Annotated in this window: 19 protein-coding genes and 2 pseudogenes; 6 read left to right on the forward strand and 15 right to left on the reverse strand. The window is 55.4% G+C overall.

All coding sequences use genetic code 11. The annotated features are described in order from the left end of the window. Together AC1D0N_RS30150 and AC1D0N_RS30155 are read left to right on the forward strand one after the other, a co-directional pair. Positions 1-148, forward strand: a 148-nt coding sequence (locus AC1D0N_RS30150; protein WP_477250129.1) for an ATP-binding protein, incomplete at its 5' end; no start/stop codon positions are given. 136 nt (positions 149-284) lie between these two features. Further along, the gene (locus AC1D0N_RS30155; RefSeq protein WP_477250131.1) at positions 285-1,208 is read left to right on the forward strand and encodes a tyrosine-type recombinase/integrase; all 924 of its coding nucleotides are present in this window, start codon (positions 285-287) and stop codon (positions 1,206-1,208) included. On the opposite strand, the gene AC1D0N_RS30160 is transcribed toward AC1D0N_RS30155, so the two are convergent. The 10 genes and pseudogenes from AC1D0N_RS30160 to AC1D0N_RS30205 all read right to left on the reverse strand — a co-directional run bounded on the left by AC1D0N_RS30160 (position 1,129) and on the right by AC1D0N_RS30205 (position 12,460). After that, a complete protein-coding gene (locus AC1D0N_RS30160) occupies positions 1,129-1,614 on the reverse strand; it encodes a hypothetical protein (RefSeq protein WP_477250075.1) in 486 nt (161 codons plus the stop codon). The genes AC1D0N_RS30155 and AC1D0N_RS30160 overlap by 80 nt on opposite strands. 395 nt (positions 1,615-2,009) lie before the next feature. Then, positions 2,010-2,228 (reverse strand): hypothetical protein, encoded by a 219-nt coding sequence (locus tag AC1D0N_RS30165; protein ID WP_477250076.1) that lies wholly within the window; start codon positions 2,226-2,228, stop codon positions 2,010-2,012. 618 nt (positions 2,229-2,846) lie between these two features. Further along, on the reverse strand, positions 2,847-4,022 hold the full coding sequence (locus tag AC1D0N_RS30170) for a M20 aminoacylase family protein (RefSeq protein WP_477250078.1): 1,176 nt from the start codon (positions 4,020-4,022) through the stop codon (positions 2,847-2,849). Between the two features lie 66 nt (positions 4,023-4,088). Beyond that, positions 4,089-5,081, reverse strand: coding sequence for an ectoine utilization protein EutC (eutC, locus tag AC1D0N_RS30175; protein WP_477250080.1), 993 nt, complete (start codon positions 5,079-5,081; stop codon positions 4,089-4,091). Continuing rightward, on the reverse strand, positions 5,081-6,067 hold the full coding sequence (gene eutB / locus AC1D0N_RS30180) for a hydroxyectoine utilization dehydratase EutB (protein ID WP_477250082.1): 987 nt from the start codon (positions 6,065-6,067) through the stop codon (positions 5,081-5,083). The genes eutC and eutB overlap by 1 nt, the downstream gene beginning before the upstream one ends. A gap of 192 nt (positions 6,068-6,259) precedes the next feature. Next, positions 6,260-8,023 carry an ABC transporter permease subunit gene (locus AC1D0N_RS30185; RefSeq protein WP_477250084.1) on the reverse strand — a complete coding sequence of 588 codons (1,764 nt, stop codon included), beginning with the start codon at positions 8,021-8,023 and terminating at the stop codon, positions 6,260-6,262. A gap of 13 nt (positions 8,024-8,036) precedes the next feature. Further along, complete coding sequence (locus tag AC1D0N_RS30190) at positions 8,037-9,035, reverse strand: ABC transporter ATP-binding protein (RefSeq protein WP_477250133.1); 999 nt, start codon at positions 9,033-9,035, stop codon at positions 8,037-8,039. Between the two features lie 248 nt (positions 9,036-9,283). Continuing rightward, positions 9,284-10,387 (reverse strand): ABC transporter substrate-binding protein, encoded by a 1,104-nt coding sequence (locus AC1D0N_RS30195; RefSeq protein WP_477250086.1) that lies wholly within the window; start codon positions 10,385-10,387, stop codon positions 9,284-9,286. A 220-nt stretch (positions 10,388-10,607) separates the two neighbouring features. Beyond that, positions 10,608-11,012: a hypothetical protein gene (locus AC1D0N_RS30200; protein WP_477250088.1), complete on the reverse strand. Its 405-nt coding sequence runs from the start codon at positions 11,010-11,012 to the stop codon at positions 10,608-10,610. Next, a pseudogene (locus tag AC1D0N_RS30205) lies at positions 11,009-12,460 on the reverse strand (ISKra4 family transposase). Before AC1D0N_RS30205 ends, AC1D0N_RS30200 begins: the two are co-directional and overlap by 4 nt. 358 nt (positions 12,461-12,818) lie before the next feature. Here AC1D0N_RS30205 and AC1D0N_RS30210 point away from each other — a divergent pair. Further along, positions 12,819-13,847, forward strand: coding sequence for an NAD(P)-dependent oxidoreductase (locus tag AC1D0N_RS30210; RefSeq protein ID WP_477250089.1), 1,029 nt, complete (start codon positions 12,819-12,821; stop codon positions 13,845-13,847). 146 nt (positions 13,848-13,993) lie between these two features. Here AC1D0N_RS30210 and ehuR read toward each other — a convergent pair whose 3' ends face one another. Beyond that, on the reverse strand, positions 13,994-15,442 hold the full coding sequence (gene ehuR / locus AC1D0N_RS30215; protein ID WP_477250090.1) for a MocR-like ectoine utilization transcription factor EhuR: 1,449 nt from the start codon (positions 15,440-15,442) through the stop codon (positions 13,994-13,996). Between the two features lie 183 nt (positions 15,443-15,625). Between ehuR and AC1D0N_RS30220 the strand changes: the two genes are divergently transcribed. Both AC1D0N_RS30220 and AC1D0N_RS30225 read left to right on the forward strand, forming a co-directional pair. Then, complete coding sequence (locus tag AC1D0N_RS30220) at positions 15,626-16,294, forward strand: aspartate/glutamate racemase family protein (RefSeq protein WP_477250092.1); 669 nt, start codon at positions 15,626-15,628, stop codon at positions 16,292-16,294. A gap of 13 nt (positions 16,295-16,307) precedes the next feature. After that, positions 16,308-17,471: a M24 family metallopeptidase gene (locus tag AC1D0N_RS30225; protein WP_477250094.1), complete on the forward strand. Its 1,164-nt coding sequence runs from the start codon at positions 16,308-16,310 to the stop codon at positions 17,469-17,471. A 156-nt stretch (positions 17,472-17,627) separates the two neighbouring features. On the opposite strand, the gene AC1D0N_RS30230 is transcribed toward AC1D0N_RS30225, so the two are convergent. Further along, positions 17,628-17,795: a hypothetical protein gene (locus AC1D0N_RS30230; RefSeq protein ID WP_477250095.1), complete on the reverse strand. Its 168-nt coding sequence runs from the start codon at positions 17,793-17,795 to the stop codon at positions 17,628-17,630. 264 nt (positions 17,796-18,059) lie between these two features. Further along, positions 18,060-19,517: an ISKra4 family transposase gene (locus AC1D0N_RS30235; RefSeq protein ID WP_477250097.1), complete on the reverse strand. Its 1,458-nt coding sequence runs from the start codon at positions 19,515-19,517 to the stop codon at positions 18,060-18,062. A 28-nt stretch (positions 19,518-19,545) separates the two neighbouring features. On the opposite strand from AC1D0N_RS30235, the gene AC1D0N_RS30240 reads away from it, so the two are divergent. Next, positions 19,546-20,052 (forward strand): peptidase, encoded by a 507-nt coding sequence (locus AC1D0N_RS30240; RefSeq protein WP_477250098.1) that lies wholly within the window; start codon positions 19,546-19,548, stop codon positions 20,050-20,052. A 106-nt stretch (positions 20,053-20,158) separates the two neighbouring features. Here the strand turns inward: AC1D0N_RS30240 and AC1D0N_RS30245 are convergent. Together AC1D0N_RS30245 and AC1D0N_RS30250 are read right to left on the reverse strand one after the other, a co-directional pair. Next, positions 20,159-20,271: pseudogene (locus AC1D0N_RS30245) on the reverse strand (amino acid ABC transporter permease); the annotation flags it as partial. Between the two features lie 88 nt (positions 20,272-20,359). After that, complete coding sequence (locus AC1D0N_RS30250; protein WP_477250134.1) at positions 20,360-21,247, reverse strand: hypothetical protein; 888 nt, start codon at positions 21,245-21,247, stop codon at positions 20,360-20,362. Positions 21,248-21,325: the final 78 nt, after the last annotated feature.

Genomic DNA, 21,325 nt, shown 5'->3' on the forward strand with positions numbered 1-21,325 from the left:
CTGGGGGACATATCTGCGAGACAACACCATGAGCACGACGATACTCGATCGGCTGATGCATCATTGCCATCTGCTTGAGTTCGATGGACGCAGCTATCGCCTCAAAGAGGCCGCTGAAGCCCTTGCTCGGGAAACAAAGCCAAACTAACAAGTCCACTTCTGTCCTGTCTTGCGGGTGGGGGATTTTGACTGACCCTACCCGGGGGAATTTGAAGTGACCCGCGGGGGTCTATCAGTTCTTCGAACACCATCTCAAAGCCGAGAAGGGTCTGGCGTCCACCTCGATCCGGAGCTACCGCGACGGAATCCGGTTGTTTCTCCTATTCTTGGCCCGGGAGAACCGAACCCCGATCAGCAAGCTCAGGCTGAGCGACCTCAGCGCCGACAATGTGCGGGCATTTCTCGCCCATCTTGAAGCCGAGCGCGGCAACGGCATCCGAGCACGGAACCACCGGCTAGCAATGCTACACACCTTCTTCGCCTATGCCGGTGGCCAGGAACCTATAGTGCTGCCGCAGGCCGAACGCGTCGCCGCCATCCCAAGGAAGCGTGCGCAGCCGGCAGCCACCTATTATCTCGAACGCGACGAGGTCGAACGGCTCTTCGACAAACTGCCGCGCGGCGGAAAGCTGGCCATCCGCGACAAGGCGCTGCTCATGTTCCTGTACAATACGGGCGCCCGCGCAACGGAAGTCATCGGATTAACCGTCGATCAGTTGGTTTTGACCTCCTCACCGCGGGTGAACCTGCACGGCAAGGGCGATAAGTGGCGGACCTGCCCACTATGGCCCGAGACTGCCCGCTTGCTTGGCGAGATGCTGCGTAACCGACGCCAGCCAGCTACGCCAGAAAGTCAGGTGTTCCTGAGCAACGTCGGCAAGCCGCTGACGCGATTCGGCCTGTACAAGCTTGTCCGGCGTCATGGTTCGAGTATTCGCATTGGCAACGGACAGAGGTCCATATCTCCACATGTTTGGAGACACACGACGGCCGTTCATCTCCTCGAGTCCGGCGTCGACGTGAACGTCATAAGAGGTTGGCTTGGCCACGTCAGCCTGGATACGACCAACCGATATGCCGAGATTAGCATCAGGATGAAGCAGGAGGCACTTGAGGCTTGTCAGGTGCCTACTTCTTCGGTGGGACCTCCCCGAAAGCCAGTCTGGCAGAGCGAGCCAAAACTTCTCGAATGGCTCGCCGGCCTCTGATCGTTATGTGCCCCGTGTCGTCGAGAATGCTTGGGTCAGCAGGCCGCGGGGCACATAACCGCTCGGGACACAAAATCCCGATTACGTGCCTGGGCACGTAATCGGGAACAATCAGGCGCCGGACGCCGTCAAAAAAGTGGAACATGCGCACATGCGAGGTGTAGCTCGACGCGCCGAGCACGCCGAGAAAGATCTCGGCCTCGCGGATCTCGCCGGTCTTGCGGTCTACGATCGGCAGCTTCTTGCCGGAATAGTCGACGAACACCTTGTCGCCAGCGACATGCACCTGGCGCATCGTCGGCGTCAGCCGCGGCTCGAAGCCTCTAAAGAGATCACAGAATCTGCTGTAAGCGTAACCGTCAGGATGAACGGCCCGATACTCCTCCCACAGGATCGACAGCGTCACGCCCGGCTTCTTCAGCTCGACCGCGAGCGCGCCCCAGTCGGGCTCGGCGCGTCGGCGCAGTCCTTGTTTGACGCCCTGTCGGGAGAAGAGCCGATGTTCGAGAACATCGTCGGTCAGCTCCGCTGGTAACGGCCAGGAAAGACCGGCGGCGGTCGCTCTCTCTCTATGTTGTCCTGCACCGTGCTGCGGGCAATTCCAAGCATGGTGGCAATGTCACGAACGCTTATGCCTCCGCGCTTAGTCGTAGCAATTGTCTCAATTGTCTCACGGTCAGCTTTCTTCTCTTCGGCATGCACCTCTCTTCTACCGTCGAGGGAATGCATGCGCAGGTTGCTGACCCAAAGGCACTATCTAGGCTTTAAAACTGTCCAGTATTTAATCGGAATCGCGTCCGGTTAATTCTCGGAATCGCGTCCGGTTTTTGATCGGAACGATGTCCGGTTAATCGTCGGAATTTGCATAAAGCGCGCAATCCGGCTCAGGTAAATCTTGGCGGACGCTCGCTTATAACCGAGCGTGAAAAAATGCTCCGCGAAGCAATCCATCTCGCCGCCGAGCGCACCGCTACGCAGGCGCTTGAGTACCCCACGATACGAAAAATAGAAGTCGAGCATATTGCCCCTCCAGCATTGCGGTGCAGGGGGATCCCGCGTCCGTCAGAGAGGCATGAAATATTATGGGGCGGAGAATTCTAGATTTGGCAGTCCCCGGCTGGCGCCGGGACGGATCCGCCACAAAATCTCACCCGATGCATAAGTGCGGGTCGAGCGCGAGCACCTGCTGCACCATCCGCGCCAGGCTGTTGATCCCGCGGCGCTTGTCGGTCGCGCTGCGCTATGCCAAAGGCTCCGCGCCAGCGCCCGTCGCTTCACCCGCCCAGCAGGGCACAACCCACGCCGGAAACGAACTCAAAACTGGATAGAAACTGGGGGCAACGTCAACGCCGCTGGAAAAGGCGAAATGAATACCGTCGGCGCCCAAGCTTGGCTCACCAGACGCTTGATGAGCATCTCGCAAACGGGTGGCCTGCAGCGAAATCGACGCCCTCATACCGTGTAAGTACAAGGCCTGAACCGTCTCAGCCGCTTAACAACCTTTCGTTATCTCCAGGGGCCGGCATTTGTGAGGTCCGCCCGCACTCCGGCCTCAAATTCGGCTCACCTCGCGAGTTCTTGTTCCCGGGCCTAAACCCGCACGTCCCGCAAAATGGGGTACTCCAGGCCGATTGTCTCCTACGCAATTCCTTCTGGCGATAATACTGATTCAACGAGCGATACCCAGAAACTCATACCGTAGGGCAGAGCTTCATCGTTGAAATCATAACCAGGATGATGAGCAGGTTCTGTGGGTCCATTTCCGACAAAAATGAAGGCGCCAGGCCGCGCCTCTAACATGTAGGCGAAGTCTTCCGACCCCATCACCGGAGCCACGAAAGGGTCAACGGATCGCTCGCCGACGACCTGTCGAGCAGCTCGAAGGGCAAGCTTCGTGCCCTCTGGATGGTTGAATGTGACTGGGTCAAACCTTTGGTAAGAGAAATCTACAGTTGCTCCATATGCTGACGCAATGCCTACGGCAATTTCGTGAATTCGCTTTGCCGCAAAATCCCGCAGTTCTGGTTCCAACGTTCTTACCGTGCCAGCGATTGCAACTTCCATCGGAATGATATTATACGCGCCTCCAGCATGGATTTTGCTTGCGGTGATTACCAAGGATTTCAGTGGATCGGTGCTTCGAGAAACCAAAGTTTGTAGGCCAAGCAAAATTTGAGCGCTTATGATGATTGGATCTATCGTTTCGTGCGGGGCCGCCGCATGGCCGCCCCTACCCTTCAATACAAGGTCAAAATTATCGAGAGCGGCCATTATAGGGCCATTGCAGATCGCAAAAGATCCGATATCGAGACCTGGCCTATTGTGCATTCCGAACACCTGGGAGATTCCGAAGCGTTCCATGATGCCAGCCTGTACCATAGCTTTGCCACCGCCTGCTCCTTCCTCAGCAGGTTGGAAGATCAGAGCGACTGACCCCTTAAAATTTCTTGTTTCAGCCAGATATTTCGCTGCTCCCAACAGCATCGCGGTGTGGCCATCATGACCACACGCATGCATTTTTCCTGGAATTTGAGAACTCCATGGTTTCCCGCTAGCTTCAACGATTGGCAAGGCGTCCATGTCAGCCCTTAATCCGATTGTAGGGCCTCCTCTCAGCCGGCCTTGGATTATCGCAACGACTCCGGTCTCTGCAATACCTGTAACGACGTCGTCCGCCCCAAAGCCGCGAAGTTTATCAGCGACAAATGCAGCGGTATTACCTACGTCGAAATCTAGCTCGGGATTTTGATGGAGGTACCGGCGCCACTCGGCGACCGTTTCTCCAAGTTGGTACAAACTATTAATGACAGGCATATTGCGATGTTCCTACAAATCTGCCGATAAGAAGTTCCCAAAGACAAGACCTCTTAATGGGCGCAGTTAGCTCTCAAATGTTAATCCGGCGCCACTCGCTGTTGCTTTTTCATAGGCGAGTGAAGCGATAGCCGTGTCCTGTATTCCCGTGCCCGTGAGGTCCGCTATCGTAATTTGCGCTTCATTCGACCGTCCATTTTCGGTCCCGGCAATGATCGCGCCAAGTTCGGGGAAGGATTTGTCGCCTCTAACGATGCCTGCAAAGATGGCATGATGTAGTTCGCCTAGGAGGCGCGTTTGCATCAAACTGTCTGCGACGTAAAGATCCGCGGTGGCAATTGCCGTCGGCTCGACTTCGTTTTTATGTTCAGCGTCCGATCCCACCGCCGTGACATGCTGGCCGGGTTTCAGCCACGCGGCCTCCAATATCGGCTTACCAGTCGGTGTGGTCGTTATCACAACATCTGAGCCTGTAACGGCCTCAACCGCTGCTGGGCAAGCGACAACCGGAAAACCCAATTCCGACGACAACTCACGTGCTAGAGCTTCGGATTTGGAAAAATCGCGTCCCCAAATTCTAGCGTCTCGTATCGGCCGAACCAACGTGAGCGCTTTAAGCTGCAGTTTTGCCTGCGTTCCCGTTCCCAATATCGCGGCAACGCTCGCATCGCGGCGGGACAGAAATTTAGCCGCGACGGCGCCCGCAGCAGCAGTACGCACATTTGTAAGATAGCCATTGTCGAGTAAAAGTGCCTGCAGTAGTCCGGTGACGCTTGAGAGAAGGACCATCAAGCCGCTCGTACTCGGTAAACCAAGTTTTGGATTGCCAAAAAAGCCTGGGCTAATTTTTATCGCGAAACTGCTCGCACCTTGAACGAACGCCGTCTTGACATCAACTTCGCCCTGATGCTCGTCAATGTTGAGGCGAAGGATCGGTGGCATATTGACTTGTTTCGTCGCCAATGAGTGAAACGCCCGCTCCATACACTCAACAGCTGCTAAATCAAGAGGAACGAGTTCACGTAGCTCTCGCTCGCTGAGAATTGTTACATGTGACATCAAATGTTGTCCTCAAACATTTCACTGTCGTTATTGATGATCCGGCGGTGCAAGCCCATGTCTATATTGCACCCAGACAGCACGACCACGGTCTGGCCCTTCAGCCCTTTTATCTTGTTCGAAAGCAACGCAGCGATACCGACCGCGCCAGCCCCCTCTATGACCTGCCGTTCTTTGTCGTAAGCGTGCCGAATACCAGCCGCAATTTCGCTCTCTTCAACCAGAACGAGACCAAGCAAAAGGTTCTGGCACATTGTGAAAGTCAGCTTATTATCGAGCCCAATACCACCGCCGAGCGCGTCAGCAAGCGTCCGCTGCTCTTGCACGAGTATCGGCCGTCCTGCGTCAAGACTCTCTCTCATCGCCGCTCCTCGACGCATGCTGACCCCGAACACTCTCACGTCTGGTTTCACCGCTCTAACGGCAGCGCCTATTCCTGCTGCTAATCCACCTCCCGAAACGGGAACTATCAAGGTTTCGACATCCGGGGCTGCCTCAGCGATTTCAAGGCCGATTGTTCCTTGTCCAGAAATAATATCTGTATGATCAAACGGCGGAAGTAGGATAAGCCCGTCGTCACGGACCAATCGATCTACGTCCTCTTGCGCCTCGTCTTGAGAGTTGCCCACGATACGGACGTCCGCGCCCAAACGCCGGATCTCGGCAATTTTATTTTCTGGCACGAGCCGCGACATGCAAATGGTTGCTCTAGAGCCCACCGATTGAGCGGCATAAGCTAACGCCCGCCCGTGGTTTCCAGTCGACACGGCAACCACGCCTCGAGCCCTTTCACCATCATTTAGCTGCAGAATAGCGTTAATCGCCCCACGAATTTTGAAGCTGCCGGTTACCTGAGAGTGCTCGAGCTTGAGGGCGACAGGAGATCCTACGATCTCGGAAAGTGCAGGAGAGCTGACAAGGGCCGTCGGCCGAATATATTCTGCAATCCGTCGACTTGCAGCGCCGATGGTTTCAATATCTACCATATCCAATTTCCTTGTTGATCCTTACGAACACACGCTACCGGGTTGCAGATTCCAGCGTATCCGCTGACCATTTGCGGCTTTCCGGAAAAGGGACAGAGGATCGACGCGATGCTAGGGAAATTGTCCGGAGCTGCCTGCACAGACCTCAACTGACTATAGTAAGCCAGTTGAAGTGCATCGCGGAAGTCCAGGTTAAGCTATGAGGCCGGGGACGCGGGCTTTTGACCTTCTCCAGTTGAAATAGATCACGATCATCCAGAGCAATGGAAGCAATGTTAGAAGCGATGCTACTGCGGCAACTGTGGGGTCTACTTCGTTTCGCATGTTCTCCCACATTTTGAGGGGCAGTGTGTATACAGAGAAGCCGCTCACTAAAGATGTGATCACCACCTCGTCGAAGGAGTGGAGAAATGCAAATATTGCGCCGCCAATGATCCCGGGACGGATTAACGGCAGAGTAATCCTAATAAAAGTCTGGATCGGGCCAGCACGCATGCTCTGAGCTGCCTGCTCTAGGCGAGTGTCAAAATTGGCTAAAGTCGCAGACACAATCACCACCACGAATGCAATCGCACCGGGCATGTGGGCGAGCACAATGCCCATTTGAGAGCCAACAAGGTTTAAATCGATAAGTCCGAGATAAACTGCCACACCCACCACTATGACCGGGATCGTGATCGGCCCGATAATAAGCATGGTTAATATTTGCCGAGCGCGGGGATGCGTGCGACTTAGACCATAAGCCGCAAGCGTCCCGACGACTGTCGATAACATTGCGACCATGACAGCGATTTGAACACTGGTCTGAGCGGCCCCATACCAGTTTTGGTCACTGAAGAATGACCGATACCATCGCAGGGAAAAACCTGAAGGAGGAAATTCGAGGTACGAGCCGGAACTAAAGGACATTACGATAACGACCATTTCAGGAAAGAGTAAGAAGGTGACGACAAGCGTGACGAACACCCCGCCAAACGCATTTGCGGGATGCTCGGAAGCGCCAGCCTTGTATAGGTAGGTCGTCCAGCGCCTTTTCCGATAAGGCGCTGTAAGCTCATCCACCTGGCGTCTTAATCTGCTAATTAGCTGTAGATGCACCAGTCGTCTTGTTCTGTTGGCGCCAGCGGAGAGGCCGCTGCCAGACAAGTCAAGACCCAGCATCGAAAGCAACGCTAATGCTATGGCAAGAAGTATAAAAGCAGCCGCCGCAATTTTCGGCAGGTCGAAGGAAGATTGGAGCTGGGCGGCAATAAAGGTTGACAGCATTGCATCGCCTAGGCCGCCCAACGCGGCGGGCGTTATATAGAAGCCAAGGCAAATTACGAAAACGAGTAGGGCGCCACTCCGCACACCCGGCATGCTGAGGGGAAAGAATACGCGCCAGAATGCGGTGGAGGGGCTCGCGCCCATGCTTCGAGCGGCGGACACCAGTGATTTGTCGATACCCATCATGACGCTGACTAGCGGAAGAATCATCATCGGTAACATTATATGAACCATGCCAATGTATACCGCCGTGCGATTGAAAATAAGTTGCAAGGGGCTCGAGATGAGGCCGGATTGGATCAACAAGGTGTTTATCAGCCCTCCATCACCAAGGATGACAACCCAAGCATAAGTGCGGGCAATAAAACTGGTGAGGTAAGGGATAACGACGAGAGCGAGTATTGTCATACGGACTGGTTTAGAGGCAGCGACTATTAGATAAGCCGTCGGATAACCGATCAACACGCACACGAGGGTTACGACCGCACTGATCTCGATCGTCTGCGCGAGAACGCGAATATTGGCCGTTTGGCTCAAAAAAGCTGTATAGTTTTGAAAAGAGAATTGTGGCGAGTTCAGGCTAGTGAAAAAAAGGCCTATCAGCGGTATGCCAAACACGACTGCCAAAATTACGAGCGCGGGAACAGTGAGAAGAAAAGGCGTCCGTCTCAATTTGAGGAGATTTTTCATCTGTTGGCCTTCCTCATTCCGCGACGAAACGGATGTCAGACCGTAGCCAGCTAAGCCTTACATCATCCTTGGTATGGAAAACCGGCTTTCCGGAAGCGACATGTTCGCGAACGATGAGCAGCTGATCTCCCGCGCGCACATTGTATTTTCGCAGGGATCCAGCGTAGATCATGTCTTCAACCTTGCCGATTATTGACTGAAAATCGTCAGTATCATTAGGCGCCGAACCCGTCGCTGCAGTGATCGAAAGGCGCTCAGGCCTGATCATAGCTACTGTGCCAGCAGGCTGGGATACGTCTGCTTGGACTTTAGTTCCGAGTTTTTCAAGGAAGTTAGCTTCACCAAGAAAGTTTGCTACGAAGCGACTTGCTGGCCGATCATACAGGGTCTCGGGGGTTCCAGTTTGCTCAATCTGGCCGGATCGCATAACAACTATGCGGTCTGAAAGTGTGAGTGCCTCCTCTTGGTCATGTGTCACACATATTGTCGTTTTTCCCAATTCTTTATGCAAGTTTTTGATCTCAATCTGCATCTGTTCCCGCAAATTGCGGTCGAGGGCACCGAGCGGCTCGTCAAGTAGGAGAATGGGGGGGTCCGCTACCAGAGCCCGGGCAAGCGCAACGCGCTGCTGTTGACCGCCGCTCAGTTGCGACGGCATTCGCCGACCATAATCGCTGAGATGGACCCGGTCCAGGAAATTGTCTACGCGCTTTGCTCTTTCGACAGCAGCGACCCCACGCATCTGAAGCGGAAACTCCAAATTGCGCCGAACTGTGAGGTGTGGAAAGAGTGCGTAATTCTGAAATACGATACCCTGATCGCGGCGATAGGATGGGACTGCCGACATCGATCTGCCCGAGATCAAGATGTCTCCTTTTGTCGGCATCGCGAAACCAGCGAGAAGCATCAACGCCGTGGTCTTTCCGGAACCGCTGGGACCCAGGATTGTGAGGAATTCTCCCCGAGCGACGTTCATGGATAAATCTTTTACCGCCGCGATGCTGCCATACATCTTAGTAACATTGCGGAATTCGATTTGAGAATGAATGGAACCGTGCTGCAACTTAACATCCTTGTCGGGTAGGCCGAGCCTGAGCACCTTTCCATCGGCGGTCGATTGTGCGGTGGCCTGAACTTTACGAAGGGATCTGTCCCTGTTTAAAATAGTGGGATGGGGCATAGTTCCTCCGTCGTGATTCAAAAGGTCTGCGCGTTGACGCTCGGAAGCGACAACGCACAGCTCGCGCTCACGCGGCAGCGCTACTGCAGAATCCATTCATTCCAACGCTCTTGCAGACGTGTGGTGTTTGTCTTGCCATCAGGGCCAATCTCGGCGTACCAGGCCTTATTGATTTTGAGACTGTTTTCCAGATATTTCGGATTGCTAGCGAGCTTTGCTGCCACCTGCTCCGGGATCGTCTTGAATGCGTTTAGGTTTGTGGGTCCAAAACTGATCAGTTGAGAAAACGCAGCTTGGCGATCTGCACGCATTGCGAATTCGATGAATTTCTGCGCGTTTTCTGCATTCGGGGAGCCTTTTGGAATTGCCCAATAGTCCCAGGCGATTTTGCTTTGTTTACGATTGATTTCAAGCGGCAAACCCTGGTCGATCAACAGCTGTGCCCGGCCGTCGTAAGATTGTACAAGGTCCCCAACTCCACTTCGCATTATTTGCTGAACTTCTGATCCGCTCGCCCACCACTTTCGGACATGCGGCTTGATCTTGTCCAGTGTGGAAAACACCCGGTCTATATCCATGGGGTAAATCTTGTCTATAGGAACGCCGTCTGCCATAAGCGCCTCCTCCCACGCACCTTCCTCGCCCCACTGCCCCGCGACAAGAAATCGTGTACCAGGATATTTTTTAACATCCCACAGTTCCGCCCAAGACGTTGGCCGCGGCTTGCCAGCCGGGTATTTGTCCGTGTTCCAGACCATCACATAGCCATAAACGTACTGGCCCACTCCATAGGCCTGTCGAGCATCGGGAAGGATGCCATCCAAGTCGTCCTTCCGGTAAATCGAATAATCGATTGGTTCCAAGAGTCCCTTCTGAGAAAAGGAGATCGCCGATGCGCCACCTAACGCGACGACGTCCACCGTGACGTTGTTTGAATTGACCATCAATTCGAGCTGAGCTGGCTCGAAGTCCTGCGTAATAGCGGTTACTTTGATCCCCGTTTCAGCTTCGAACGGCTTAACCATCGCTTCGATAATAGCCTTACCAGCGTCTCCACCGTGAGTTGTGACACGCACTTCTTTTGATTGTGCCGAAGCAATTTTCGGGAGAAGCGGTAATGCTCCTAAGGCAAGCGCGGTGGATGCGGTTGCGACAAAACGCCGACGATTCAGAATGAGTTTCATTTCAGTTCACCCTCTGCTGTGTCCGGACCACAATCGGCCGACCTTCGTTCTTATTTCTGGCCTGAGCAGCTAAGTCATGTCGCCTAAGCCAGCATCCTGCGTTCCTAGCCTGACCGTACGCGCCATCATTTTTCTTTAGAGCTTTCCACCGGCTGGTATGCATGTCAAATGCAAAATTGGTATGATCCAATGATTCGCCTTTCGATAGTATAGTAGGGCGTCAAACAACTCGGCACACCGGACTACCAGTCGGCGGCGAGAGGTAGTTTTTCTCATGCCCAGCATTTTTGGACGGGGCTTCTGATTTGCTTGTTGGGCATATCCGCTCGTCCTGTTCGCGTCGGTGCACTTCGGAGCTCGAAGGCTTCTTCGGCATCACGATCCGCGCCGGCCGCTTCGCCGGATCATAAGAGACGGTTCCGAAGGGCTCGTATGGAATCGTGTCAGGCTGGGCTTCGCCGGGGGCGGTCAGGCGTGCAGCCACATCGATATCTGGCGCTGATCGATCGAGGTCACGCACTGCCTGCCGATGCACCCTCGCGCGTTCGGCTACCGTTTTTGCGCCGCGCTTGTCGAGCGGATGGAACTCGACATCGGGAGAGACCGGTAACTTCTCTGGGGTCATGCGGCTCGGAGAAGAGGCGGCTTGGGCTTGAACAGCGAAGGCACTTGAAAATCTGGTTCTCGAAATCCTGCACGCAGCCGATCACGAAGCTCGCAGTTCATTTCGGCGGTTCGTACCTGCATTAGCATGTGGGCGCCATACTGAGACCACCGCATCTGCTGCTTCTTCACCATGCGCTTGGCCACCAGTGAATTGACCGCCGACTCGGCAAGGGTCGTGGCAACGCGAAGGCCTGACCGATAGCGGGCTCCATAATTGATGATGGCACTGCGATTCGAGCGGATGTAGGTGAAGAGCTGCGAACCGAGGGTATGGAGACGCGCGGCCGACAGATCTCCAGCCCCTCGCAACGGAAGCAATCGCGTAATAATGTCTTGGAGGTTGCGGATCGCTCGATCCAAGCGTCCGTGCCACAGACGCCACTTCACCGCTCTGATGTCCCTGTCGATGGTTGGGAGGATGCCGGCAAGATCCGAGCGGGATCGAACCATGTGATCCGCGATCTGCTGCATGGGTTGGATGGTCATGGCGATGTGGAACCAGTCGATGATGTGCGTGGTCGGCCTCGGCATCGCTCGGGGTAGCCGCTTGAGGATTTCGGCGCCATCGGAAATCACCGTCACATCGCCAAAGCCGCATACCCCTCTCGCCGGAGAGCATGAAGGGTTCGATCCCGTATCGCGGGTTGGTCGGTGTTGCTGGTGGCGAAGTAGCGGCCGCCCGCATCTCCCCGCCCGCCGCGGCCGCATCGGGCTTCGACGATCTCGAAATTTCGAGCTGAGTTTGGATCGGCTGCGAACATGAGCCGTATCGATGCTGATGACGAACTCTTTCCGCCGATCGCCAGGAAGCTGCATTTCGAGCTGGCGCCGTTCATCCATCTGCGCTCTCGCACACCACGATTCCTTTTAGTGATCTGGTCGTCGAGCCGCTCGCTCACCCTGATCGTCCGCTTGCGGACGGTTGCATGCGTCTCGGTCGGCTCGATGGGCAAGAATTCCGCGAGCACGCTGGCCGCCTGTCGATACGGGATCAAGCTTCCCAGCCGCGCCGTCAGTTCCATCAACTCGGGAGTCGCCCGATCCGGACAGATTTCCTTTAGCGGCGCGAACGCGTCGACTATCCCTGGGTGGCAATCCCGCACATCATCCAGCGGGGATTGCGAACTTCCACAGTGCCGAAGACCGTTCGAATGCGGCGCGTCGTATAGTCTTTGACTGGCCGAAAGGGGTGGCAATCCGGGCAGACCCGTCTAAAAGAGGGGCATAGGTTTCAGCCTCCTGGGTCACGACCGCGTTCTGCAAGGCGGCCATGATCTTCTTGCCATCACCGATCGAATGGCCAAGGTCTCCATCGCGCAGGCGTTACTTACTTTTGTCGATCCGGACTTCTCGGCGACGAATGTCGCCGAACTCGTTTTTACCCTCGATTGAGATCGTCCATTCCATCGCCATCGTCGTCTCCTTGAACAAGGGACGTTGATGGCCCAGTTCACGCTAACAAATCGTGGCCGCGATTACCCCAGAGAAGTTACCGGTCTCAAGGAGATTGCCATGCGACCCCTTTTTCACCCCCGACTGTCTTCGGCAACAGGGGTGCAATCACGGCCCATCCATCCTTCATCGCTCAATTCGTGACGGCGCTGTATTGAATCATGTCATGTTGGAAATTGACATGGAAACCTGCATCTGGTGAGAGTGTACTTATGGTCGCTTGATTCCTCAAACATGGCGCCGAAGCATCATCGAATGCACGGTTGCGATGGGATCGTTCGGGATCAGTTTCCAGCAAGAGGAGTGTGAGTTAATGAAAGTTCTGTGCCTATGGTATGCAACCGAAGAAGAGAAAACCTACGCTAGGTCTATGCTTCCGGCCGGGACTGAGGTGGTCGCCCCGGAAGGCAAGTATTTCTCACGATTTGATTGCAATTACGCGGACGTGGCGCACCTTGCCCCGAGCGCTGATGCAATTATCGCATTTAGCCTTCCGAACGGACTTCTTCCACTTTGCGAGAATCTCAAAGTTTTCTCTTGGATGCACACCGGTGTCGACGACCTCAGGTCAATGGGCGCGTTTGAAATCTTCAGACAGCGCGACATCCAAGCTGCAAACGTCCGAGGCGCGAACACTGTTGCTGTCGCGGAACAAGCTATGATGTTCGTGCTCGCGCTCGCGAAGAAGACAGTCGTCAAACATCGAGCTGCAGAGGAAGGGAAGTTCTTGTTCCCGCTTTATGCCGATGAACACCGTTCCGCTATGCTGCATGGTAGAACTATCGGCGTAATAGGCGTCGGCAACATCGGATCACGCGTGGCGAAGCACGCAAAGGGTTTTGATATGAAGGTTCTTGGCGTCCGACGTTCGAAGGACGCTGCGCCTGTGGATTGCTTTGACGCCATGTTCGGACCAGATGAACTACACGGTGTACTCTCACAGAGTGACTATGTAGTGCTTGCAGCGCCCGACACCCCGGAGACGCGTGGATTCATCGGAGCCGCAGAACTCGATGTGATGAAAAGATCGGCGTTTCTCGTCAACGTTTCGAGGGCCGCGCTGGTGCAGGAGGACGCTCTGTACGAGGCGCTGACCTCAGGACAGTTGCGCGGTTATGCGACCGATGTTCCGTGGCTATATAACTACGGCAATACTTTCCCATACTCTTGGGGTTCACGTCTTAATATTCAAAAGCTTCCGAACGTAATCACGTCTAACGATCAAGCTGCAAATGCGGACGACGTCCTCGAACGAGACATTCAGTTTGGCACGGAAAATGTAGCACAGTTTTTCGCTGGGAAGCCAATGGAACGGCAAATTCGTTTGGCCTTGGGATATTAAACGAGAGTTATAGCAATCTCGTTAATCCGGCAGCGGGAGGTCGCCGCTGCCGGAGTTAGTCCAGCCAAACCACTTTAGAGGTCGCTATTATTCCCTGCCAACCATACGTTGAAAAACAACGCCCCGGTAATTATACCATGGTCGGATCAAATGACTGGTGAACTCGGCTGGGGGTTGGCAACCAAGAGGCGTGCAAGCGTCTTAACTGCGCGCTCGAAATCCTTATCTTCGCGAACGGAGTCACCTATCGTCAGCCTTACCGCATGAGGGTCCGTCTCGCGCCCGACAATGAAAGGGTCCGGTCCGGTTATCAATAGTCCGTTTCTTCGAGCTTCCTGTATGAACGCGGTAGTGCGCCACGAATCGGGAAGGGGGAGCCAAACATGAAGCGACGTCGGATGGGAACTGTGATGAGCGTCTCCCAGTTCCAGGTCAAGGATAGTATGTCGTTGGGCCAGTTTCTGGCGTTGCCACGCAATGAGGTGGTCGGTGGTTCCGTCGGTGAGCCATCTACAACTAATCTCGGCCATAAACGAATTTGACATCCAGCCCGTGGTCCTCAGCCGGGAAATTGCCCGCGGCAGCAGAGGTTCGGGAACCAACAAATAGCCGGTTCTTAGGGAGTGCATGATACTCTTGGAAAAACTCGTTGCATAGCAGGTGCGCTCCGGCGCAAAAGCGGCAATCGGTCGTGGCCGCTCTTCAATAAGGGGACCAAAAACGTCGTCTTCGATGATCCACGTATTGAATTCTCTCGCAATAGCCGCAATCGCTCGTCGCCTGTCCTCGTTCATCAAGCTGACGGTAGGATTGTTCAACGTTGGTGTGAGGTAAATGGCTTTTACATGTTCGCGGCTACAGAGAGCAGCAAGGGCCTCCGGAAGAATACCTTGGGAGTCGCTTACCAATCCACGAAGGTGCAACTTAAGAATTGTTGATCCTGTGATAACGCTGCTTTCGACTAGTTGGTCGGTGGCGACGATGTCCCCAGGCTCGGTGACTGATGCGAGGGCAACCCATAGGCCGTGTTGGCAGCCGTTTGTGATCAACACTGTCTCGGGAGAGGCGCTTAGTCCAATCGTCTTCAGCAGATTGGACCCCACCAGGCGATGATGATGCAATCCTATAATCGGCCTGTGCGCTAAAAGCGACTCCAATTCGCGCGATTTGGACAGCGCAGCGAGCATCTCACGTAACGCTTGAACATGGGTTTCTCCGGCAATTGGAGCCATCGTGGACAGATCAAGGAGATCATCTTCTCGCTTGTCGACGATTGAACTCGGCACCTTGTCAGGGTTTGCATAGCGAATGAATGTACCTCGTCCGATCTCACCGGATACAAGTCCCCGACGTTCCAGTTCGGCGTAGGCGCGAAAGATCGTTTGGACACTCACCCCCATTCGGAATGATAGGTCTCGATGTGGCGGCAGCCTTTCTCCAGGACGGAGTTCGCCGGCGTCGATAGCTGTGGCGATCGCATTTGCGATCGCTTGGTAGCGCGGACCACCAGAGGTTAAAATTTCAGGCTTCCACGTCCATCGCACTTTTAGTAAACTCCTTTGCATATTGAAATGATCCAATACGTCGATTGACATCGTTTCTAGGTGTCGTACCACTTAGTTCCACGAAACGCAAAGGCTGTGCATGCTCGGCCGCCCTCTATGGGAGAAGGCCCGAGAGCAGCGGAGTCTCGCGGCCGGATTAGGTGAAAAGTATCTGCGAAAATTTGGGAATTCGAAATGTTACCGTACGTTGGACTGTTACGACTAGACGAGCCTGTGAACGCTGATCCGAAGCCGCGTGAACTCGACCATCCTGACAATTTTGATTGGCCTGTCGTTACGAAGAATGTCCCAGGTGCGTCCGTAGAGGCGATTGTTAACGCTGATCCAAAACTTTGCGACCCGTTCGTCGAGTCTGCGCGATTTCTCGAGCAGCGAGGGGCAAAGCTAATCATCAGCAACTGCGGATTTACAGTCGCGTACGACAAACTGATCAGGGAAAGTGTGTCGGTGCCGGTCGCAACGTCCAGCCTTCTTCTGCTTCCTTTCCTGAAGAATCTTCTGAGCCGAGACGGTCGAATCGGCATTTTGACCTTCGACGCCAGCAAATTAACGGACCAACATCTCGAAGCAGCGTGGCCATCACTTTCCAAGAATTCAATACGCTTAAGCGGTCTCGAAGGAAGCGTCTCATGGAAAAAGGTGACCGAACACCGACACTACGACTGGGATCAGATCCTTGAAGACTCGTTAGAAGCTCTGCAAGAGCTTTGTGATGACGAAACAGTGGAGATCGTGCTGGTTGAGTGCTGTGCGCTATGCAGTTTTGTTCCGCAATATCAACTGCGTGCGCGCCGTCCGGTCTTTGATGCCATCGCAATGGCGCGCATGATTATCGCCGCTTCAGCTCTAGGAGTTAGCGGCATCGCGGATAATGTAACATAGTCAGGAGCACCGTGTGTCTAGGACGTTAGCCTTTACTATTTTAGAATACCAGGAACGGCTGCGATCTGTTAAGCTGCGAATGGAGGCGGCCGGAGTTGGCACCCTCTTTGTTATCAGTGAGCCCAATATAGTGTACCTAACAGGGTACGAAGGGTTTTCAGCTTACGTTCCGCAGGGGCTCTTAGTTTGTCTGAGCGACGAGCAGCCGACGCTCATTCTGCGGGAGATGGACGTTCTTTGCGCGAACAGCGTATACCTAAATGATGAGCACATCATTCGGTACGATGAGGATTTGCTCGGTCTGGGTGAGGAGCCCGTTTGGAGGCAGATCGGCGAAATCATTGCAGCAAGGAGGAATACAGGCCGGTTGGCTATCGAGCGTTCTGCACGGGGCCTCACCGTGGATAACTACGCTGCTCTCACAAAGGCGATTGGCCCGGTCGAAATCGTTGAAGGCAGCGGCTGGGTTAATGCAGTTCGCGCTGTGAAGTCGACAGACGAATTAATGTACATGCGACGTGCGGGCGCTATTGCCGATGCCGCTATCTTGGCAGGTGTGAAGAAGATCGGCAGAGGCGTTCGGGAAGCCGACGTAGCTGCCGAGGTGGTTTCGACGCTAGCTGCGGGCACCACGGATTTTCCTGGTGGTCCACCGATCACGGGGCCCGTGATGGCGGTGGGGCCAATATCTAATGCACCCCATGTTTATTGGTCATCCGGCATTTACCAAGCGGGAATGCAAACAAATTTTGAGACCGGTGCATATCAGCGTCGATACAGCACGGCTGTCTCTCGAACCGCGTTCCTTGGAAAACCGTCCGCGAGGCTTGTCCATATCGATCAAAGCGTTCGAGACGCATTTGAGGCCACACTCCCCGCGTTTAAAACCGGTGCTCGATGCTGCGATGTTTATGCACGCTTTTGGGAAGTATTTGGGCCCGCCGGCGTGAAAAAGAAGTCGCGTATTGGTTATGGCATTGGAATTGATTGGGCTGAGGGAAATTATAGCCTTCAGTGGGATGATACCAGTATCCTGCTCGCAAACTCGACCTTACATTTTATTGTGGGGATCTGGGAGCGGGAAGAGGGTTACATATTGAGTGAGACGGTCCGCGTCACCGATGGTGGTGCCGAGAGCTTCAGTACCATAAGACGAGGTATGTTCGTCATAGAGTAAAAATCCTCTTTGGCTTGACCCGAGTCCCTGATCCGCCTTCAAGTTAAGGTCAGTTACTCTTGCTCTGAAACCCAAACTTTACTGCCGGGAGTGAAATGTTCCGCTCGGTAATGCCATCGGAATTGTGTAGCGCAAGCAGGACATTGCACCCCGATCTTAGCGCGACAATCGCCGTTGCGTCGCATCAAGACTTGTCGGAAGGTCTAATAGTAGGCCTTCAGTTGTCCGGATCGAGAGAATGCCAAAGGTGCCTTTCTCGTCCATGACCGTGCCGACATGGATTTCGGTCGGCACGAACGGCCGTGCTTTTTCCACACGTTTCATGGTTACTCGCGTCGCTTTGGGCGGCTTCCGACAATCACGCGCGAATTCAAGCTTATGGTTAGACAGGCCCTGTTTCTTGTCTGGGAACGTCATCTCATGGCCGTAAATTGACGCCCGATCTGAACGACACAGCGCGGCAATTCTCTCGTCGAGGCAGACCGGAACCTAAAATGTCGGCGCTTGTGGCGAACATTCCGGTGTTTCCGGCCGGTTCCAGTATGCCGTCCAGAATTATCTGTCGTGAGACCGGTAATTTGTCTGGGGTCAGGCGGCGCGCAGAAGAGGCGGTTTGGGCTTGAATAGTGGTGGCACGTTCGGCTCTGGCAGTCGGAACGGTGCCCGCAATCGATCGCGAAGCTCACCGTTCAGGTCTGCCGTCCGGACCTGCATGAGCATGTGAGCGCCGTGGAGCGACCAGCGCATCTGCTGTTTCTTGACCATCCGCTTGCCGACGAGTGAATTCACCGCTGACTCAGCCAGGGTCGTTGCGACCCGGAGCCCGGCACGGTAGCGTTTGCCATAGTTGACGATCGCGCCGCGGTTCGATCTGACATAGGCCAGGAGCTGGGAGCCGAGGCTGTGAAGACGGGCGATCGAGAACTCGCCGTCTCCTTGCGAAGCCTTCAGTCTCGCCAGGAATTGCCCCAGGTCGGGGATCGCGCGATCAACCCGCCCATGCCACAGACGCCACTTCACCGCTTTGATGTCCCGGTCGATGGTGGGAAGCTCTTCAGAGAGACCGGACCGGGATCGCACGATGTGATCGGCGATCTGCTGCATCGGCTGGATCTTCATGGCGATGTGGAACCAGTCGATGATGTGGGCCGTCGGCTTTGGCATGGCGCGGGGCAGCCGCTTCAGGATTTCGGCGCCATCCGAGATCACGGTGACGTCGCCAAAGCCGCAATATCCTTCTTGCTGAAGCGCATGGAGCGCTCGATCCCGGATTGCCCGTTGGTCGGTGCTGCTGGTCGCGAAATAGCGACCGCCGCCTTCGCCACGCCCGCCGCGGCCGCATCTGGCTACGACGAGTTCGAAGTTTCGCGCTGAATTGGAATCGGCGCTGCGAACATGCGCCGTATCGATGCTAATGACGAACTCTTTGCGGCGATCGCCGGGAAGCTGCGTTTCAAGCTGGCGTCGTTCGCCCGTTTGCGCCCTTGCGCGCAATTCTTCCTCTGCAACTTGATCGTCGAGCCGTTCGCCAATCCTGATGGTTCGCTTGCGCACGGTGGCATGCGTCTCGGTCGGCTCAACAGGTAGGAATTCGGCAAGCACATCCGCTGCCCGTCGGTACGGCATCATGCTCCCCAGCCGCGCCGTCAGTTCCATCAGCTCGGCTGTCGCTCGATCGGGGCAGATCTCCTTCAGCGGCGCGAAGGCAATGACCATGCCCGGGTAACAATCTCGGCACATCATCCAGCGAGGATTGCGCACCTCCACGGTGCCGAAGACGGTCCGGATCCGTTGCGTCGTGTAGTCCTTAACTGACCGAAACCTGTGGCACTCCGGGCAGACTCGTCGAAAAAGGGAATACGTTTCCGCCTCGTGGTTCACGACAGCCCTCTGCAGCGCCGTCATGATCGTCTTACCCTCCTCGATCGACAGGCCAAGGTCGCCGTCAGACAGACGTTCCCAGCTCTTGTCGATATGGACCGCCTTGCGGCAAACGTCACCGAACTCGTTCCTGCCCTCGATCGTGATCGTCCATTCTACCGCCATCGCTTTCCCTCCGAACAAAGCGACGCTCATGGACTACGCGGACCTAATAATCGGTATTCGACCCCAGACAAATTACCGGTCTCCGCGTGCCTGGAATGCCGGCGCAGACATCGACTGGGTGGTGTCGGCGCTGTTGCACGACATCGGCGACATCTACGCTCCCTACAATCACGACGAATATGCCGCTGCCATCATACGACCGTTCRTGCGCGAGCAATGCGCCTGGGTGGTGGAGAAGCACGGCGATTTTCAGCTGGTCTATTACGCCGAGCATGTCGGTGCGAACCCGCACAAGCGGGATGCGTTCAGGGACGCCGCCTATTTCGACGACTGCGCCGAGTGCTGCGAGAAATGGGACCAGGCGAGCTTCGATCCGGACTACGCTACCCGGCCGCTGGAGTTCTTCGCGCCCATGGTGCGGGAGGTGTTCGCCCGCAAGAGCTATGATCCGGGAGTAATTCGGACCGATCAGCGAGAGCCTCTGTCGAGCGTCGCGCTGCAGGCGTCGCGTGCGGAGTTCAGCCATCCCAGTTAGGCTGAGCGCGACCGTCGAAGTATCACGCTGTTACCATGCGGAAGCTGGCTCCGGCAATATTCCGTTTGCCGCTGAGAGTCACAGCCGGGACATGCTCCCCGGCCGCGCGGCGGCGTTCGAGATAACCGACAAGCTGGCCGACGGGAACGAAACGGCGAAGTAGATCAGCGCGACGATCGTGAAGGTTTCGATCGGACGATAGGTCTGGGTCGCGGCAGTGAGCCGGATCGAAGTTCTACAGCCATCTGTCAGACCAGTACGGCTACTTCAGCATCTTGCCCATCGGCCCGGCAGATCGAGCAGAGCATCAACGGCGGGTAATTATTCGCAGCCGCGTCCGCCTTCCCTCCAATGCGCGAGCCATCTTTCTTGCGGCCCTCAAATCGTCGAGAGTCGGCTGCCACCAAACTGCTCCATCGATCTTCGTGTTGGATCGCGAGGGCCAGGTCTTGATGAGCTCATCGAGGTCGGCGGGACGCCATCGCCCCCAGACATAATTATGGTGGTCTGGAAGGTCGGAGTAGTGGGAACGAAGTATCTCGCCGTCGACGGAGTCACCATCGCATCCGACGAAGACGACGACACCAAAGCTTCGTGTCATTACGGGCCGGCCAAAAGGTGGAAGATCGGCGGGGTCGAGCGGATAGCGCCTGCGGCGGCGTTCTATAGCACGTGCACGTGACGCCAGGTCTTGCGGAGACCCGCGCCTCTGCGCCGCGCGCTGCTTTCGCGCTTCGGGCTCGTTGCGAATGGCGGCCGCCTCGATTTCCGCCCAGCGTCGATGCAGTTGTTCGTAGGAGCGAAAAGGCACTGTCCAAGCGCGCCTGTCGGGATCCCAGGACGCAAACGGCACGTCGCGCATCGTGTTTACCACCGAGCGAGAATATGGTGTTTGCACCTCCAGCCGATCCTGGTGCACGAGCAGGTACTTGGAAACGATAGGATCGAAGGCGTAGGCGTCGCGTCCCCTGCTGTCAGCATGCACGTTCGATCCGGCTAATTCTTGCTCCAGCCAACGATTGAAACGCCGAGCGGCGGTCTTTCCCGGGACAAACCAGGCCTTGAGTTCATCGCTCCAACGGGCCCGGGGAAAACTCTTCCGGAAGCGTTCGACGGTGATCCTGTCATAGGGGAACGAAGCCGATGCGCCCGTTGGGACATTGTCATTGGAACTCGACCCATCCGTTCTCTTCATGATCATGGCGCCGCACCTCACCGCATCTCTGCCAGGAGAACGCTTTACGAAGGCGCAAGTGCCCTTGGCGTCGATGTC

This window comes from Mesorhizobium sp. P2_E10, assembly GCF_056404235.1.